At 46.2% G+C, this 17,527-nt stretch carries 12 protein-coding genes and 1 tRNA gene; 6 read left to right on the forward strand and 7 right to left on the reverse strand.

The window, feature by feature from the left end; all coding sequences use genetic code 11:
- Positions 1 to 281: 281 nt before the first annotated feature.
- The 7 genes from QUA77_RS12545 to nadA all read right to left on the reverse strand — a co-directional run bounded on the left by QUA77_RS12545 (position 282) and on the right by nadA (position 5,873).
- On the reverse strand, positions 282 to 1,169 hold the full coding sequence (locus tag QUA77_RS12545; protein WP_333042095.1) for a hypothetical protein: 888 nt from the start codon (positions 1,167 to 1,169) through the stop codon (positions 282 to 284).
- Positions 1,170 to 1,307: 138 nt separating this feature from the next.
- Positions 1,308 to 1,862 carry a hypothetical protein gene (locus QUA77_RS12550; protein WP_333042096.1) on the reverse strand — a complete coding sequence of 185 codons (555 nt, stop codon included), beginning with the start codon at positions 1,860 to 1,862 and terminating at the stop codon, positions 1,308 to 1,310.
- Between the two features lie 337 nt (positions 1,863 to 2,199).
- Positions 2,200 to 2,316 carry a photosystem I reaction center subunit VIII gene (locus QUA77_RS12555; RefSeq protein WP_333042098.1) on the reverse strand — a complete coding sequence of 39 codons (117 nt, stop codon included), beginning with the start codon at positions 2,314 to 2,316 and terminating at the stop codon, positions 2,200 to 2,202.
- A 57-nt stretch (positions 2,317 to 2,373) separates the two neighbouring features.
- Positions 2,374 to 2,883, reverse strand: coding sequence for a photosystem I reaction center protein subunit XI (locus tag QUA77_RS12560; protein WP_333042100.1), 510 nt, complete (start codon positions 2,881 to 2,883; stop codon positions 2,374 to 2,376).
- Positions 2,884 to 2,996: 113 nt separating this feature from the next.
- Positions 2,997 to 3,713 carry a TIGR04283 family arsenosugar biosynthesis glycosyltransferase gene (locus QUA77_RS12565; RefSeq protein ID WP_333042101.1) on the reverse strand — a complete coding sequence of 239 codons (717 nt, stop codon included), beginning with the start codon at positions 3,711 to 3,713 and terminating at the stop codon, positions 2,997 to 2,999.
- A 412-nt stretch (positions 3,714 to 4,125) separates the two neighbouring features.
- Positions 4,126 to 4,743: a TIGR04282 family arsenosugar biosynthesis glycosyltransferase gene (locus QUA77_RS12570; RefSeq protein ID WP_333042103.1), complete on the reverse strand. Its 618-nt coding sequence runs from the start codon at positions 4,741 to 4,743 to the stop codon at positions 4,126 to 4,128.
- A gap of 161 nt (positions 4,744 to 4,904) precedes the next feature.
- Entirely contained in the window at positions 4,905 to 5,873 is a 969-nt protein-coding gene (nadA, locus tag QUA77_RS12575) for a quinolinate synthase NadA (RefSeq protein WP_333450343.1), read from the reverse strand.
- 337 nt (positions 5,874 to 6,210) lie between these two features.
- On the opposite strand from nadA, the gene QUA77_RS12580 reads away from it, so the two are divergent.
- From QUA77_RS12580 to QUA77_RS12605, 6 genes are all read left to right on the forward strand, one after another.
- On the forward strand, positions 6,211 to 7,725 hold the full coding sequence (locus QUA77_RS12580) for a restriction endonuclease-related protein (protein ID WP_333450344.1): 1,515 nt from the start codon (positions 6,211 to 6,213) through the stop codon (positions 7,723 to 7,725).
- A complete protein-coding gene (locus tag QUA77_RS12585; protein WP_333450345.1) occupies positions 7,715 to 11,131 on the forward strand; it encodes a pPIWI_RE_Z domain-containing protein in 3,417 nt (1,138 codons plus the stop codon). Before QUA77_RS12580 ends, QUA77_RS12585 begins: the two co-directional genes overlap by 11 nt.
- 268 nt (positions 11,132 to 11,399) lie before the next feature.
- The gene (locus QUA77_RS12590; RefSeq protein ID WP_333450347.1) at positions 11,400 to 12,728 is read left to right on the forward strand and encodes an IS4 family transposase; all 1,329 of its coding nucleotides are present in this window, start codon (positions 11,400 to 11,402) and stop codon (positions 12,726 to 12,728) included.
- Between the two features lie 67 nt (positions 12,729 to 12,795).
- Positions 12,796 to 16,089 (forward strand): RNaseH domain-containing protein, encoded by a 3,294-nt coding sequence (locus QUA77_RS12595; RefSeq protein ID WP_333450348.1) that lies wholly within the window; start codon positions 12,796 to 12,798, stop codon positions 16,087 to 16,089.
- A gap of 265 nt (positions 16,090 to 16,354) precedes the next feature.
- On the forward strand, positions 16,355 to 17,272 hold the full coding sequence (locus QUA77_RS12600; protein WP_333450349.1) for a TIGR04168 family protein: 918 nt from the start codon (positions 16,355 to 16,357) through the stop codon (positions 17,270 to 17,272).
- 34 nt (positions 17,273 to 17,306) lie between these two features.
- A tRNA-Ser gene (locus QUA77_RS12605) sits at positions 17,307 to 17,391 on the forward strand.
- Positions 17,392 to 17,527: the final 136 nt, after the last annotated feature.

The following is a 17,527-nucleotide window of genomic DNA, read 5'->3' on the forward strand; positions in this document are numbered from 1 at the left end:
TTGTCTCGGGTTCGTCGGAACTCGGGGCGTTCTCGATCGAAGCACTGGGAGTTTCCGATTCTCCAGCGGTAGGGTTTTGCGGTTCTTCTGGCATTAACGCTTCCTTTTAAAAGTGATCGGTAAAAGGAGTTGTGAGTGCCGGTGGGGGCGATCGACTTTTGCGATCGCGCACACTTTTTATCGAAAACCAACCGAGAGAGAATTGCTCCTTCCAAAAAATTTGAACTCAAAACACTCTCAGAGGGCGATCGCTCGCAAACATCACAACTCCTTTGGTTATTCTAAATCTCAGCGACAGCTCGTTCAATCAAACGGCGGGCGAGAGTTTGAACACCAGTGTGTTCGTAGTAGTTGGTAGTCATGTCGAGGAATGCGCCCACGTAGTCCACCTTGTCTGCTGAAATATCTACAAAATTCTGCAAGTGGCCTAGTACGTTTTGGGGAGTCAAACCCCGATCGCCCACAAAAGAGCTCATCCAGCCGGAAACCGAGTTAAAGCTTTCGCCGATAAAGCCGAGTTGGCCTGCGGGAGAACCCCCAGGAATCATGCCGCCGATCGCATTAAATGACGGATTGGATTGCAAATCGCTAGGAGAGAGCTTTTGAATCCAAGACTGAGTTGCCATGATAAAGTCTGGACCCAAAGGAATCAAACCGTCAAAACACACCAAAGCAGCCATCCGCATCAGGGATTCGCCGCCGTAGTCGCCCAAGGATGCGGCAAAATCGCCGATGCTGTCGCCGGGAATGCCGTTGATTTGGCAAAAAGCGAGCAACTCAGTGACTAACTTCAAAGAAAGGTCGATCGTTTGAGCTTTTTCTGCCTTGGGAGTGATATTGCCGAGGAACGATAAAAACGAGACATTTTCCGCAACCTTATTAGCGAGGGCGGCACTGCCCAAAGCCTTGTCGGCGTTGTCAATAGTTTGGTAGAGCCAGAGAGCGCGCTGGTAGCCCTCTGATTTATCGTTGTAGAGGTAGATGGCGCGCTCGCCAATTTGCTGGATCAGTTCTTCGTCAGTTTCGCCAGTAACGGTGCGAATGGTATTTTCAAAGCCAACTAAATTGTTCCACTCACCGGGAACCACAAAGTCAAGCGCTCGGAGGGCTTTGACAGTCATGTTGTCTTGAGGCAGTTGATCGACTAATTCAAAGACTGTTTTGCTCACAAAAAACTCCTTTTGCTGGAACGAAAATCAAAGATATTACTTTTGGCAGATGGCAAAAACTTCACACTCTTTTTGTGGCTAACTTAGTTTGGATAGCGCCAGACAGGAGTCGGGCGCGGAGTGTGACAAAAGAGATTGCTACTTGAGGCGGGCGAGGCCGCCGAGGTTAAATTTTGACAGCCAAGCTTCGCGCTCGCTCGCGGTAAAAGAGGGACTGCGTGATTGAACTTTCACCTGATAGCGATTTGCCACTAAAACAGCGGTACCATTAGCACCCTGATTAACGGCGGGATAGCCACTGATTTGCTTGGTACTTTGCTTAAATTTTGCACCTGCGCTGGGGTTGCCGGCGATGTCGTTAATCGAGAGCACCGCGACATTTTTACCGTCTTTGTTCAACTTAGCTTCAGCAAAACCAGATTTTTCTTGAGCAAAAACGCGATCGAATCCACCGCCAGAAGCCGGAAAGTATTTATTTAACTTACCGCCTGCAACTGCCTTCTTGGGCAGGTTTTGATTACTAGCACTTGATTTATCAGCAGTTGTCTGCTGTGCTTTACCAGATTTTTGGGTGCTTTCCTGCTGAGCTTTGTCCCAGCGGGAGGTGGTTTGGGTTTGACCGCAGGCGGTCACTAACAGCAATACCGAGATCAGGAATGGAGCTAAGATGCGGCGTGCGGGGAAAAATTGCATCGCTGTCTCCTCATTAGTAGGTTTCCATAACAATTGTGGCTTAGAATTTGGCAATTTGTGTGCTCTGAGCGGATGATTTGTCTTCTTTGCAAAAAAATCCTCTGCCTGGAGGCAGAGGATTTTTTTGCACTTACGAGTTTTGAAGGCAGAAAACTGAAAGATTGCTCCACAGATAAATTCTGGGGATGGGGGTAAAGAAACTAAGTTTTCTAATAGCCAGCAATCTCAAAACAATTTTTGCTGATTGTCCCTAGATTTATCTAGAAATTTCACAGCAATTGTTCCTCAATCCTCTTACTTCGGCTTTCCAACTTAGGTCTTACTTTAGGGGTAAGGATTAGGCGTCGCTTTCAATGTAGATAAACAACAAACCCATTACCACCACCGGCATCACCCAGGTAATTAGGGGAATCAAAATCCAAGGCAAGAAAGAGGCAGCGTAGGAACCTGTCATATCAAATTCTCCAAACTAAAGTTAGTGTGTTCCAACAGGGATATTTGGGAGTGAAGCCTAATTGTTGACTAAACCCCGGAAAATGGCATCAACGCCGTTAAAGTTTTCGAGTAAGAAGTAGGCAACAAAGACACCACCCATTCCACCAATGAAGAAACCCCCGGTAAGCTGGCTCCACCCCTCAGCATTTCTGAGGGAATCAGGCGTCATGGGATTAGCGCTAGGGTAGCTGGTGTTGTCTTGTTTGAAAGAGACTAAACCGTAAGCAGACATACCTAGTGTGCCCAACAGAACTAAGACGAGGGCTGTATATAATCCCCCGAGATTAGCTGCTTCTGGATAATCCCGCAGGGGTCCGAAGACGATTTCGGGGCCGACGAGGAAATAACCGTGTGCCAAACCGATTTCTAGGCCTCGAATTAGGGGCGAGAGTCCTTTGCGGTAGGCGGGCAAGTTCCCAATGAATGCTTTTGTGAAATCAGAAGCACTGATGGGGGTGGCTAGATGACCCGTGAAGGGGTCGCCGTTAAAGGGTTTAATAAGCTCTGCATCTCTGGGATCGGCCATATTCTGTTTGTCCTCGCAGTTTAAAAAGTTGAGGCGTTCAAGTCATATTTTACGCAGGGACGTGTTTCCTATTTACATAATTAACGGCGAGCTTTAGAAAAGTTCACTATTCTTTAGTTTTTGGAAGAATTTTTCTTTTGCCTCTTATACCAGAAAGCGAGTCGATCGGGCGACACTCCCAAGAAATAAGCGATGATTACTATTTGATTAATGGCGGTGGTTTTGATGATCCCAAGCTGCTGCCAGCGACGGGCGGAGGTCAGCACTGGCTGGGGTACTATTTCAATGCGGCCTTGTTTTTTCAATTGGCGCACGAATTCAAAGTCTTCCATGAGGGGCAAGTCGGGAAAACCCCCGATTTTGTCAAAGGTAACTGCGTGGAGGAAAATAGCTTGATCGCCGTAGGGCATTTCCAAAAAGTTCGATCGCCAGTTTACCCCTGTTTCTACCAACCGGAGGCTGAGATTGCGGGCGTCAATCTTGAGTTCAAAGGCCCCCGCTACTGCAGACGGGTTAGCTAGTACCCGACGCGCGCTTGAGTCGTACCCGGGAGGCAAAAGAGTGTCTGCGTGGAGAAACAGCAGGATCTCTCCAGTAGCAGCAGCAGCACCTACATTCATTTGGGTGGCCCGGCCTGGGGCGGTGGAGATAACTCGGACGCCCAAAGATTTTGCTATATCTGTAGTACCGTCGGTGCTGCCACCGTCGGCGACAATTATTTCGGCATTTTGGGCCTCAAGGGCGGTGGAGATGACTGAGGCAATTGTAGGTGCTTCGTTTAAGACTGGAATGATAATGGAAATTTTGATATTAGGATTTTCTGGCGACATACAGAATTAAGCAGCCCGTGAGAGAGAGCGGGTTTTGTACAAAGCTGATTTTGCCCCTTTTTGACCCCGGGATCGCCCCTACATTTGGTCTTAAGGTGGGAGAGTTTGGTAAAAAACCCAGCTATTAGTTGCTCATTTTTTACACCGGGCCCGCGCCTACATTGGGCTTTCCTGTGGCAGGGCGGCTTTTGTACAAATCTGATCTGTTAGTTGCTAATTTTGTTGGTAATTTTTGGCTGCTTCTCGCGCCTGGGACTATTGTCCCAAGCGCTGTCTAACTGCTAATGAGATTCAGCATTAGGTTAGACAAATACAATTACTATATTATGACATTGTGGTTTCATAATCAAGTAGTTTTATCTAATGAAATATGACCATTTATAATAATAAAAATAAATTAAATATAATTTAGTTATTTCAAAATATTAATATCTAAACCGAGGAGATCTTCTGGTCGATCGATATCTGCAAGAGTGGGAAGATAAGCAATATTGAGGTCTAGCTTTTGGGCTATCGCCCGCGTACAAGCGAATACTTGACTGGTTCCCCAGTGAATGCCACCGAATAATTCCGGTATCGATCGCCGCAACCCGATCAGATAATAACCTCCGTCTTTTGCCGGACCCAAAACTAAATCGTGCTGGCTCAGTTCATCAAAAGCTTGTGCCATGATTTCTGCTTTCAAATCAGGACAATCTGTACCGATTATTGCAGTTTTTTCCACCCCTGAATTAAAAGATTTTTCAAACGCTGCTTTCATTCTTGCGCCCAAATCTCCGTCTATTTGATTTTGACAAATAATATCACTTCCCAACCAGTCTTGCATCAGTTGTTGGCTGCCGCCGGATCGGTGAATTTCTACCAATAATCGGCGGGATTTTTGGAGAGAGAGAGCGCAGGCGATCGTCCGTTGGGCCATCAAGCGGTGAAGGTTGGCAGCACCTGCTTTTCCCAGCACGGGAATTAGTCTAGTTTTGGTTGTTCCCGGTTCGGGATAGCGAGTGAAAACAATCAGTTTTTCTGGCATCATTTATTGTTGATGAGTTTTAAAGGAATGAACCGCAGAGGAAAAGACAGAGTTAACCACTGCTTCACAGATTGCCGATCGATGTTGGTGGGTTAGGCAATGACTTAATTTAATCGCTGCGCCCAACCCACCACACAATAAATTCACTTAAAAATAGCCAGCGGTTAGCTCATTTCTAACATTCGCTGGATGGGCTGTAAGGCTGCTAGTTGAATATCTTGGGGCATGGTAATTTCAGGGGTTTGATTTTTTAGGGATAGATACAATTTTTCCAAGGTATTTAATCTCATGTGCGGGCATTCGTTGCAAGCGCAGTTATTATTGGTTGAAGGAGCGGGAATAAAGCGTTTGTGCGGAGCTTGCTTTTGCATTTGGTGAATGATTCCCGGTTCAGTCGCGACAATAAAAGCTTGGCTGGAAGAGGTTTGAGAATATTTGAGCAAAGCAGTGGTAGAGCCGATGTAATTGGCGTGGCGCAGCACAGGCGGTTCGCATTCTGGGTGGGCAATTATTTCGGCCTCGGGATTTTCGATTTTGAGTTGAACTATCTTTTTTTCTGAGAAGTTTTCGTGGACGATACAGGCTCCTTGCCATATCTCCATGTTTCTACCGGTTTGTTCCATGACGTAGCGGCCGAGATTGCGATCGGGCCCAAAAATTATCGGCTGATTTTCCGGAATTTGGTTGACAATTTTAACCGCGTTAGAACTGGTGCAAATTATATCGCTCATTGCCTTAATTGCGGCGGTACAATTAATGTAGGAAATTACTAAATGTCCTGGTCGATCGGCTTTGAAAGCTGCAAAGGCTTCGGGAGGGCAACTGTCGGCGAGGGAACACCCAGCATTCAAGTCTGGCAACAATACTAATTTGTCGGGATTGAGAATTTTTGCGGTTTCGGCCATGAAATGAACTCCGGCAAAAACTATGACATCGGCGCTGGTGTTGGCGGCTTTGCGGGCAAGTTCTAGGGAGTCGCCAATGAAGTCTGCGATGTCTTGAATGTCGGAGTCTTGGTAATAGTGGGCGAGTATGACGGCGTTCAACTCTTGTTTGAGGGCGTTAATCGCTGTAAACAAGTCGTCGGGCAGTCGGGTTTGAGTAAAGTTCGGAGCAGGTGCGGTGGTAAACACAGTTAGAATATTCCGGGGAAGGTGCGGGCTGGACTCAAGTGTATTTTGAATTATAGTTGAATTCACCAAAAACGGTGGGCAGTTGGGCCAGAGGTAGAAAATTTGCCATAGGTTAACCCACTGACTGGCAGTGGGAGCAAGATTTTGCGCTCCAAGAGTGGACTCAACTAAGTTTTTACCTGACTGTAATTAGACTGAAAGCTTTATCCAGCAACATATTCACAGGTAAATGACTACCTTGAGCCACGAGTATTTTGAGTAGTTTCTCTTGACATCCTCTATTTACATCGTTTACTGTAATCAGTATACGATGTAAATACGTTGGTTTTATACATCTATGTACTTTGAAGACGATCGCCAGTGGCAGGGAACTGCTGAGTTTCTGACAAAAGAACTAAAACGACGGATTGAGCAGCTTGGGCTATCTGTGGAACCACCTGCCTTAAGAACTGTGCGATCGTGGAGATCCAAGCAACTCCTGTCACAGCCGAAAGGTCAAGAATTTCGGTTTCGGCAGATTTTAGAAGGACTGGCAACAGCACTTTTGCTCAAGAAAGGCTGGACACTGGCCGCGATCGCTCAAGTTTTACCCTCATTCCCCGACGCAACTTTGGAGCAACAAATTCTTGCCGAGGCTGATGGTCAAGACCTAACCTGGTTGCCACAAATGCAAACAACGACATTGCCATTACCCACAGGACACGCCAGCACGATCGATCTCGCTGAAGATACTGTTATATTGCTGGCCCAGGGAATTCTGCGACAGTACACAAGAATTCTCAATCGAGACATCGTTCGCCAAGACGATGATAGTATGCCATCGGAACTTTATCGGGCTATGTGCAAGTTGGGCCGGCTGTATATCGAATCCGGACAAAGCGATCGCGCCGCTTGCGTGCATACCGTTTTGGAACGTGCTAGATATCCCCTCGATCGGTGGGGCTTAGATATTTTTTGTCATGCCGATTTTGACTCTGGTCAAGTAATTCTCATCGATCCAGACTTGCGAGTGCCAACCCCAGATTGTGCAGTAATTGCCAACAGTAAAGGTACTTTTGGCGAAGATAATATCATCGAACACCGCCTGTACCAACGGTTGCGCGAGGCAACTGAACGATTGGGGATTCGCCGCCAACACAAAGCTTATACGGCTTTGCGATCGCTATTTGGCAGCCGATCGCTCATCGGAGAACACCAACTCTTAGACTACTTACGTGACAACGATTTAACCCCTTTACAGGGAATGATTGTTGATACCTTTTTTGATAGCGTGCCGGATGTCTGGTTAATTGACGGACACGCTCATCGCTGCGCGTATTGCGGTACGCTGATGCGCCCCTATCCCGATCGAAAACTTTTTCCCGATGGGCGATGTCCGATTCGCCAATGCCTCGGTCACAACTCCTCAAAAGCAAAAGTTTCGGAGAAATTAGACCCAAACCAAGACCGATTGCTCATCGCCCAGCCGCAAATTTTAACCTATTGGACTGGGCCGGCGATCGACGAATTAGCAATTTTTAAGGCAGCCATAAACAACGAACTAGATGCCGAACTTTACCCAGAATCAGACCTGTGCGATGTAGCAATTAACGGTCGCAAGATCGGCATCGATGCTAAGTCATACACCAGTCCTGTCTCCCTTGCTTTGCGCTTCAACCGCACTGGCATCGGGGGGCTGGTTCACTACCGCCGCCGCATCATTGCCGTTAGCGACCAATTAATTGAGGAGCGGCCAGATTACCTCTCTACTTTTCAGTCTGCGATCGATAAAAAAGGCGATGCTGCTACTCTCGAAATTCTGTCTGTTTCACAAGTCATACAGTTGTTAAATAAAATCAAATATGAGAACTAAACCGGATTTCTGGACTGGGGTCGATCGCATTTGCTGGCTGTGTGTCTTGATGGCAGAATTTATCGAGACTAATTCCCTAGAATATGCCCCTTTAACGATATCGGGAATGGCGAGTATCATCAATGCACCCGCGTTGGCAAAAGCCCGCCAAGCCATTTTCAATATGCGCCTGATGTCGCTGGCTTACGTGACAGAACAGTCAGTGAAACACGCAGTTGCTATTTATAACGATCGCCACTACCGCACCAAAACTCAAGGAACCTATAAAATTAACTTAGAAACACTTCACTTTCAACGCACAGACCCCCTAGAAGACCCTTTAGTTGCCCAAGCCCGTCAAATCCTCGGCCAGCCTTTGACACACCAATTTTACAGCGCCACCTTTGCCGATCCCCGCCAGCAAATGGCCGTTGCTTTAGGTGAAGAAACAACAGCCGCCAGAGTGCCAATTGGGCCGATCGCAGCCCCGCTTGCACCGCGCCGCACTCATTCCCTCGATCGCTTGCCGAAAGCAAAAATCCGCATTCCCCTTTCGGAACTTTACGAGTTAGCAGTTGAGATGGATGAACGCGAAGCAAATCACCCAGAAAAAAGACAGGGTAACTGGGTAAAAAGGGTTCAACATTTTGCGCTTAAAGTGCCAGAAACTGGTAAGGGTTTGCGGGAAGAAACAGTCATCGAATTAGAAGGCATCAAGCACTTAATTGGACTGCCTGGAGCGGGCAAAACAACTTTGCTCGTATTAATAGCTGTATGGTTGGGAAAACGCGGTTATAAAGCGATGTTTGTCTTTCCCTCCATTGAAGTTTCTAGACAGTACATGGCAGAACTAGCATTTCATGAAATTAAAGTGGGAATGCTAGTCGGTCAAAGCGATGGAACTCGCCGCCGACACGCTGACAATATTGCCGAGGCGATCGCAGCATCAGGGGGAAATGGCGGCTTTGCCTATAGTTTGGAACAGGCAGAAGTTTTTGGCTTAAATTGCGTCTTGCCTGCGTTTTCAAATGCTGATACTTCGATGTGGGGGTTTGGTTATGCACCCTGCAAGGAAATTTTACAAAGCGGGGGCAAAAAAGGGCAAATGAAAAAGTATCTTTGTCCGGTTTGGACGGTGTGCGGCCGCCACAAAGCACCCCGCGATTTGCTAGATGCCGATATTTGGGTCGGCCACGTTCTTTCAATGGATACTGAAGTGCCACCTCATGCTATTCGCGAGCGCATTCGTTATTTTGAATTAATGGCCGGGACATTTGATGTCGTAGTTTTTGACGAAGCAGATATGGTGCAATCAAATCTGGATGCTTACGGTGCAGCAACTTTAAAACTTTCGGGGGCGAAAGAATCTATCCATTTAGCCATTCAAGAGCAAATTCACAATCCTTTTGCTCGCGGAGAAAACTATCGATTGTTCGACCGCAATGTAGAACTTTACAGCCGCAATTTATCGGAATTTGGCGATCGCAATACATCATTAATTACTGCCGTTCAAAATATGCCCTCATCGCGAGTCAGCCAACGCTATGAGAATCAGTTATTAACCGTTCTGAGAATAGTCAGCGATTTGTTGGATGGTTTTGAGAAAACTTCTAAACGCGATCGCCTAGACGAGGTAGAAGTCAAACAGGGATTTAGCAAAAGTCGAGCCTTAACTCAATTCTGGGAAACAGCAGCTTACCATGCTTTTTACGATCGCACTGGCATTGAACCGCACGATCGGCTCAACCTGGATCTGTGCGCTCAAAGCCTGGGAATCAACCCCGAAACCCTTAAACATCAGTGGGAAACTCAAATTATTAATTTTCGCCGTTATTTAGCAGAGAATCTAATCGAACGGCGCGATAAGATTGTCAAAGAAATTGCCGAATTGTTTTTGCCTTTGTGTTTTCAAGATGGGACTGCATCAGCCGAGGCTCAGGATACAATTACCTTACTTGTTTGCGTCACTTTTGTAATTTTAGGCTATCAGCGGATCGTACCGCAAACTAGAACAATGGTAGCAGAAGGACTGATTCGGGAACCGATTGTCGAATCAACGGCAACGCCGGAACTGCGACAACTGATTCCTGAGAATATTTTAGGGTCTTTTTCTGGGGTAAAATACAGTTTCCAATCGGCACAAACTACTCGAAGTCAAGCCCGAAATGTGGAACTGTCTTATATTATTTTTGTGGGCGCACCTCGGATGTTAATGCACCGTTTTCATCAGTTATTTGAGGCAGATGGCCAACTGACAGGGCCGGCGGTTTTAATGACTTCAGCTACCTCATTTCTCGAAGCAAGTCCTGCTTATCACATTAACTCGGGGCCGGATTATCTGCTGAAACCGCGCCAAACCGAACACGATCCCAAAAAGAGCATTTACCGCTTCAAATGGCTGCCAGATCGCGACTCCCGCGACGAACCTCTCCGATATAGCGGTGCTGGCAATGATCGGCGCGATCGCATTTTAGAAAAAATGGTAGACGCGCTGGTGCGGGGAGGAAATCAGAAATCGGAAATTTACAAATCAATCCGCAACTTTGACGTCCAACATGGTATTTACCGCAAAGCTGCCTTAATTGTTAACAGCTACGAACAAGCTCGGAACATTAAGAAATTTATCAACGATTATTATCCAGACATCGGCAAACGAACCAAAGCAGTTGTTAAGTTTCTCAAAAACGGAGAGCAACCTACTGATTTCGTCACAACGGCTCAGTGCGAGGCTTTAGGAGATGATGAAACTTGCGATATTATCATTTTTCCGCTGTTGGCGATCGGTAGAGGCGTAAATATTGTTTTCACCAAAGGCCCCAGGAAACTCGATGCAGCCATTGGTACAATTTATTTTCTCACCCGTCCCCACCCCACGACTGACGATACACAACTTTTGTACAGCCTAGCCGGAAAAGCTACCCAAGAATTTGACAGTCGAGTTTTCACTGAATCAGAAAACTTGCCAGCAATTTCTAATGCTTGGAAACAGTCGAGAAAACAACTCTGGAAAACGGCGAATCGGCTGTTGCGCGAACCTCTAATGGCTAGCCGTTTGGGTGAAGATTTATTCAAACCGTTTACGGCAAATCAGATGGTGGGAATTTTGCAAACCATCGGGCGCGGGATGCGAAATGGGTGTCCGGTACAAGTTTACTTTGTCGATGCAGCTTGGGCTATTAAATCCACTGAAGATAAACCAGACTCCGGGCGGGACAGTATGCTTGTTCAGATGCGAATTATTTTAGAAGAATGCCTCAAGCATCCCGATTCAGTGATTCGAGAAATATATCAAGAACTTTACGGTGCATTTCTCTATCCCCTGCAACGCATTGAGGGCGTAGTTTACCCGCCAAGTTTACGCGATTCAGAAGGTTTGACAGAAGAAGAAGACGATTTTGATGATTTTTCACCTTTATTGGAGATGTAATTATGAACCACGAAATTTTTGACGAATTTGAATCTGATGATGACGGCGAAGGAAAGCACTCCTGGACGCACTCAGACCAAAGAAACCAGGTTCTCTTGTCCCCCCCTTATTAAGCTACCGTGTACACACAAGTCAAAGTAAACTAGACTCATGTTTTGAGAGAGGTATAAACCGTGGACAACCCCATACTGATTCACGCCCAACAAATCGAAGGAACCGCCTTTGGAGACCCAAGGCTGGTAAAAAGGGGGCGGCATTGTATGCAGCAATGGGCCAACATCAATCGGTAAACATTCGTCAAATCAGTCGAAATCGAGCTGAACAAGTGGGATACTATCGCTTTTTGGAGAATGAAAACGTGACAGTATCAGAATTAGTACGGAGCCTCTCGGATCATTGCCAACAGCAAGTAGAAGGACGGCACGTATTAGCGATAAGTGATAGCACTGAAATTAACTTACAATCTCATGCAGGCCGACTAAAACCCGAGCAATTAGGAGTAGTCGGCAACAACACAGATATAGGCTTTTATCTACATCCTACATTGGTTTTAGATAGCGAAAGCGGTTTCCCATTAGGGTTAAGCACAGTGCAACTGTGGAGTCGAGACTTAGCTCGTCAAGATAAGCATGAACGGCAGTATCAAAATTTGCCCATAGAGCAGAAAGAATCTTACAAGTGGCTAGCATCTGCCGAGCGCAGTCAATGGTACTTAAGTAACGGTGGTGCAACGATGGTGACTCACATCGGCGATCGCGAAAGTGACTTGTACGAAGAATGGGCGACGGTTCCTAACCAACATAATCATGTATTGGTGCGGGTTTGTCAAGACCGTCGGTTGTTAGGACAATCTCAATCGCTTTATACCTATTTAAGAGAACAACCTTGTGTGGGGACTTATACAATTGATGTACCCGCCGACCCACGCATTGGTAGGACAGCGAGAGAAGCATTGCTGATTATTCGTTGTGTTAGTGTTAAGATCCAGCGTCCCGATAAATTGAATGCACGAGATTATCCGCCTAGTATCCCTCTTTACGCAGTTGAAGCAATAGAAGTTAATCCCCCACCGGGGCAAGAAGCAATTCACTGGCGATTACTCACAACCCACAGGGTAGTTTGCTTAGAACAAGCACTGCAAGTTATTGAATGGTATCGATGGCGATGGCGCATTGAACAACTTTTTGCCACGCTAAAAAAAGCCGGATTAAATCTTGAAGCTACCCAATTAGAGTCTGTGACGGCCATTCAACGACTTACCGTCCTGGCTTTAGGAGTGGCTGTGAGAACTTTACAAATGGTTGAAGGGCGCGATAACTCTGACTTACCAGCTTCTCTTACCTTCTCTGACGAGCAACAGCAATGCTTAGAAGTGATTGAACCCTCTCTTCAAGGACGCACGAAAAAATTACAAAACCCCTATCCTCCCGCCTCCTTGCCTTGGGCTACTTGGTTAATTGCTCGACTTGGGGGTTGGTCTGGTTATAGTTCTCAAAGACCTCCTGGAATGCCTACCATTGTTCACGGACTTCGGCAGTTTGAATCGCTCTTTTTGGGGTGGAAACTAGCTCATAATCAACTTGTGTGTACACGGTAGCCTTATTAAGGGGGGCTAGGGGGGATCGGGCTTAACTGAACCGTATTGTATTATTGGAGATGCAACCATGAACGACGAATTTTTTGACGAAATCGAATCCGATGATGACGAAGAAACTGAAGCGACTGTGCTTTCAGACACCCTTTACATTCCTCTTGCAAATAAGAGTTTGAAAGAGATTCCCCTAGCTTTTACCGTGCCAGATGACATCGAGCCAGTAACAGTCAAAGGCTTGACACTAGCTTGGACAAAAGCTGCTTTGCATGAGCTTTCAACCATCCAGAAAGCTATTTGCAACGGTGATTCAACCATCAAAAATCTCCCTTATGCCTCGCTGCGAGGTTTGTTAGAAGTAGGACTTGACAGTGCAGCGCGGATTCAGTCAAATGTAGGTTTGAGTCTGTCTTGGTTGAATTCCAAAAGTGTAAAAGAGCCGGAACCATTTGCTTACTTAAATTCCGAAAGTACACAAGATCTCCAGAAAGCGTTACGCCCAATTATCAACGAGTGGATCACAAATTTCCTAAAACCTTTTTCAGAAAAAGAAGGTGGGCTATTGGAAGTTATCGACCGTTTGGAAGATTTGCACGATCGAAAGGAGTTGTTAACAATTACTCCGTCGGAGTCTCAAGTTTTACCTTGGAAATGGTCAGAAGCAACAGGAACAGCTCAGGCTAGAAAGACTTATGATTATCGGGTGTTAGTCGATTATGCAGCTCGCGCGATCGCCGGAAAAGAGATTTTTCAGGGGCTAGGAACAATGAAGCGGGTTATTTCTAGCGGCGGGCGTCTCACAACTGGAACGGCAGAATTGATTACCGATCCCATTACTCTACTCAAACACACAGGAAAATTCAGTCTGGTGGTACGGTTAGAAGTCGTAACCTATCCTTCTTTGCACCAGCCTTTATTGAAGATAGATGTTTCCAAACGCCGCTGGGTGGGTCAGTTAAAACCTGCGGGCTATAACTCAGCAAATATTAGCGGCTTTGTCTTTTCTGATGATTATAGCGATCGCGCATTTCGCTACACGGTGCTTTCCGATTCCGAAAAACCGGAGAAAAATCAACCGGACAAAAAGAAAAATTGGTTTTGGGCGATCGATAAAGATTTAGAAGCATTGCGTAGCAAGCTAAAACTCCCGCTAAAAACACCTGACGGTCAAAATATTGATGGTTCTCAAATTGCATTGGGTAAAGCTTCAACAGCAAGCTGTAAAGTAGTATTAACTTACCGCAACGGATTGCAAGAAGGAAAACACGGAATTGACGCAGGCGTACCAGAGATTGATAAATTAGAAGCTTTTGAAAAGATTGCTGAAATTCTGAACCGGCTCGGCTTCAAACCTTTCGATAATTACTCGGAAGTAAAAATCAAAGGCACAAGTCACACAAAAGACGATACAGCCTCGCGCATGATTAATTTGCCTACTTTGTTAGGTGCTGCTTTAGAAATCCTTGAAAAAGGTGACTGTCCTGATTTTACTCCCAAATACTTGGAAAAATTTAAAGAAAGCTTGAAAGACGATCCATTAAACAGCTTGCTGGCTAAACATCTCGATATGAATTTAGAGAAAATTTGGGGTGGTAGAAAAACCCTAAAATTTCACTCTAAGTGTCTCAACCAGACTGATGAACTTAAGGCGATAATTCAGGCAAACCAGGAAGCTATGCGCCGACTATATGCTAATGAAAAATTGTTACTTGTTATCTTTTACGAAGAACAATGTCAAACCGAATTGAAAATGCTGCAAGCGATGATTCGCGTTCTCTGGGGTGATACGATCGAACTCATGGCTAATCGTTTGCCAGCAAATACTCACGGGCCCAAAGAGTCATTGCCCGGTGCAAATTTGACAGCAAAAGAGCGATCGCGTCACCGCATAGAAGCCTGGGATTCGATCGTCAAACAACTTGCTTTACGCAAACAGCGAACTTTTTGCCTCGTAATGGCACGGGAATGGTATCCAGACAAGAAACATGACGATTCGGTGAATAAACCCTCATCCCGTCAAGCACTGGCTACAATCGCCGGTTCTTGCGTGCAGTTTCTGCTACCGATTGAAAAAACTAAGGAGAAAGAACTTCTCCAACTTAGTGATTTTTCCCATCGAGTGCAAGCTGCTCTAAAAGATTTACTTTCTGCTCATTCTGGCCGCATTGATGATGTCAAGGAAAAGGTTGACAAATGGCTCAAAGACACTCCTGTAGCAGCTAGACCAAAAGAAATTATCGGAATTACGATTGTTCGCAAACAGAAAGGTCGCGCTCGCGGTTTTATTGACAACACATTTTTGCCAATTGCTGTGCGCCTGAAGGTGGAAACAGGCGAGTCTGAACTGTGTTGCGCCTATGAGAAGGGTAATAATTTACAAATCAGCCCTTGGAGCAAGTTTTCTGATGCGATCGCCTTTATTTCCCAAATCTCCCCCGTGAAACTGGCTGATACAAAAGAAGTGCGTAAGATTCGTTTTATGGAATTTGTCAAGCAGATTATTTCCAATTCTGTAGAGGAGGAAAATCAACCATTAGTAATGATTGATTCTTCCAATTGTGTACAGCTTTGGCCTTGGCTTGCCGATCCCAATATGAATGCAAATGAAATTAACCTCGGTCAGCAGTACGAGCGGATGCAAGATGAGTGGCAAGGTGCACGTCTGATTCGGATTCGCCAAGATATCGCCCCTGGAATTCTAGATAAAAAAGTCCGACATTTAACAGAAACATCTCTGGAAGATACCCGGACAAAAGAAGAGCTGACTGCAACCAAGGAAATTCCTTCTGCCTCCAGTGCAATGAAGTTATTTCGGCTTGTTACAAGCAATCAAAAGAGCGAAATCAGTCAAACAGGTTGTGTTGCTTACCTGTCTGTAGGTCGCAAAACACTTCATCAAGAATCGCGCGGTCAAAGTTGCTATCGCCCGACAGAAAGCCATATTGCTGTAAAGAATATTGCTGAACAAGTAGTGATTTTTGCATTTAGTCTCCTCGCGCAAAGCGGGTTACATCAAATGGCATCACTGCTTCTGCACTATTATATTGCAAAAATTGCTGAGGGTTTCAACAACAAAGTTTTAAATAAAGCTGGATTGGAAGTTCACCAAATTGAAACCCGTCCGCCTTTCACGGGACAATTACCAACTCCAAATCCTCTGGAAATTGTTGTGACTTTGCGACAGGAAAAAGATGATTGCGATCGCCTTGCTGCGCTTGTGGAATCTCTGCGCTATAGTTTCGGTCATTACAGCGACTGGTCGAGCTTACCAGCTCCTCTGTTTTTTGAGCGAGTTGTGCGAGATTACATCAGCGAATTTGCAATTGAAGATGAGCAAATGGAGGCGGAACCAGAGTTAGAGGAATAATTCATTCTAGGGTTGCTGTCCCTACTCGGTGGAGTGTTAGGGCGTTGCAGTCGGTAATTAACGGGCTTAACTTCAGGGCAATCGCCTCCAATGTCAATGGGGAGAGAGGATTTTTGCGTTTAGGAGTAAAAGATGAAGAAAGTTGAGCCCATCTAAAATCTCAAATCTAAAATCCAAAATATGCTGCGGGAGAGTGCAAAAATTGGTCGCTGTTTCTTATGCTGAGTAAGAAGCGGCTAGGGATCGATCGCACATGACAAATCACATGAATAAAGCTAAATCTATCAAAATTGCGGTGGTGGGGGACGTTCACGATCACTGGGAACCTGAAGACGGCGAGGCCCTGAAGCATCTGGGCGTTGATTTGGTGCTGTTTGTGGGGGATTTTGGTAATGAGTCGGTGGAGGTGGTGAGGGCGATCGCCCAATTGGACATTCCGAAAGCAGCGGTGTTTGGTAACCACGACGCTTGGTACACGGCGACAGAGTGGGGCCGCAGTCAGTGCCCTTACGATCGCACTCAAGAAAATTGGGTAAAACAGCAGTTAGATTTAATGGGAGAAGCTCACGTCGGTTACGGGAAGCGTGATTTTCCCGAATTGGGCGTAACTGTCGTGGGAAGCCGCCCGTTTACTTGGGGAGGCTCGGAGTGGAAGTACGGGGATTTTTACTCGGAATGGTTTGGGGTGGAGAGTTTTGAGGAGTCAGCGCGACGCATTGCAGAAGCTGCGGCTTTGGCGGACTGCGAAAATGTGATTTTTTTGGGTCACACGGGGCCGACGGGGCTGGGAGAGGCTCCTGAAGACCCCTGCGGGCGAGATTGGAAGCCGCTGGGAGGGGATTGGGGCGACCCGGATTTTGCGGAGGCGATCGATCGAACTCGTACCACAGGAAAGCACATACCGCTGGTAACTTTTGGTCATATGCACCACAAACTGCGGCACACGAAGCAGGAGTTGCGGAAGTCGCTGGAGGTGAGTGCGGAGGGTACAGTTTATTTGAATGCGGCCTGCGTACCGCGAATTGTGGAGAGAGAGTACTCGAAATTGCGGAATTTCTCGATTGTCCTGCTGGAAAATGGAGCAGTGTCGGAAGTGTCTCTGGTATGGGTAGGCGAAGATTGCGCGGTAGAAAGAGAACAAATTCTTTATCGGCGCACTGAATCTGCGGCTATTTGTAGTTAGAGACATTTGCTGGTATGATAAAATTTATGCGCCAGGAGAGGTGGCAGAGTGGTCGAATGCGCCTGACTTGAAATCAGGTGAACCGCAAGGTTCCGTGGGTTCAAATCCCACCCTCTCCGTTTTTGAGAACTAGCAAAAAGAACTGGCAAAAAAAACACCCCTACAGGGGTGCGGTTGCTTACCAGGTAATTTTTCTAGCTAACTTACTTAACTAAAGCCTTCTTCATCCGCCGGGTCGCCGTAGGGGTCTTCGCT

The organism is Microcoleus sp. K5-D4, assembly GCF_036704575.1.
Taxonomy (GTDB): domain Bacteria; phylum Cyanobacteriota; class Cyanobacteriia; order Cyanobacteriales; family Microcoleaceae; genus Microcoleus.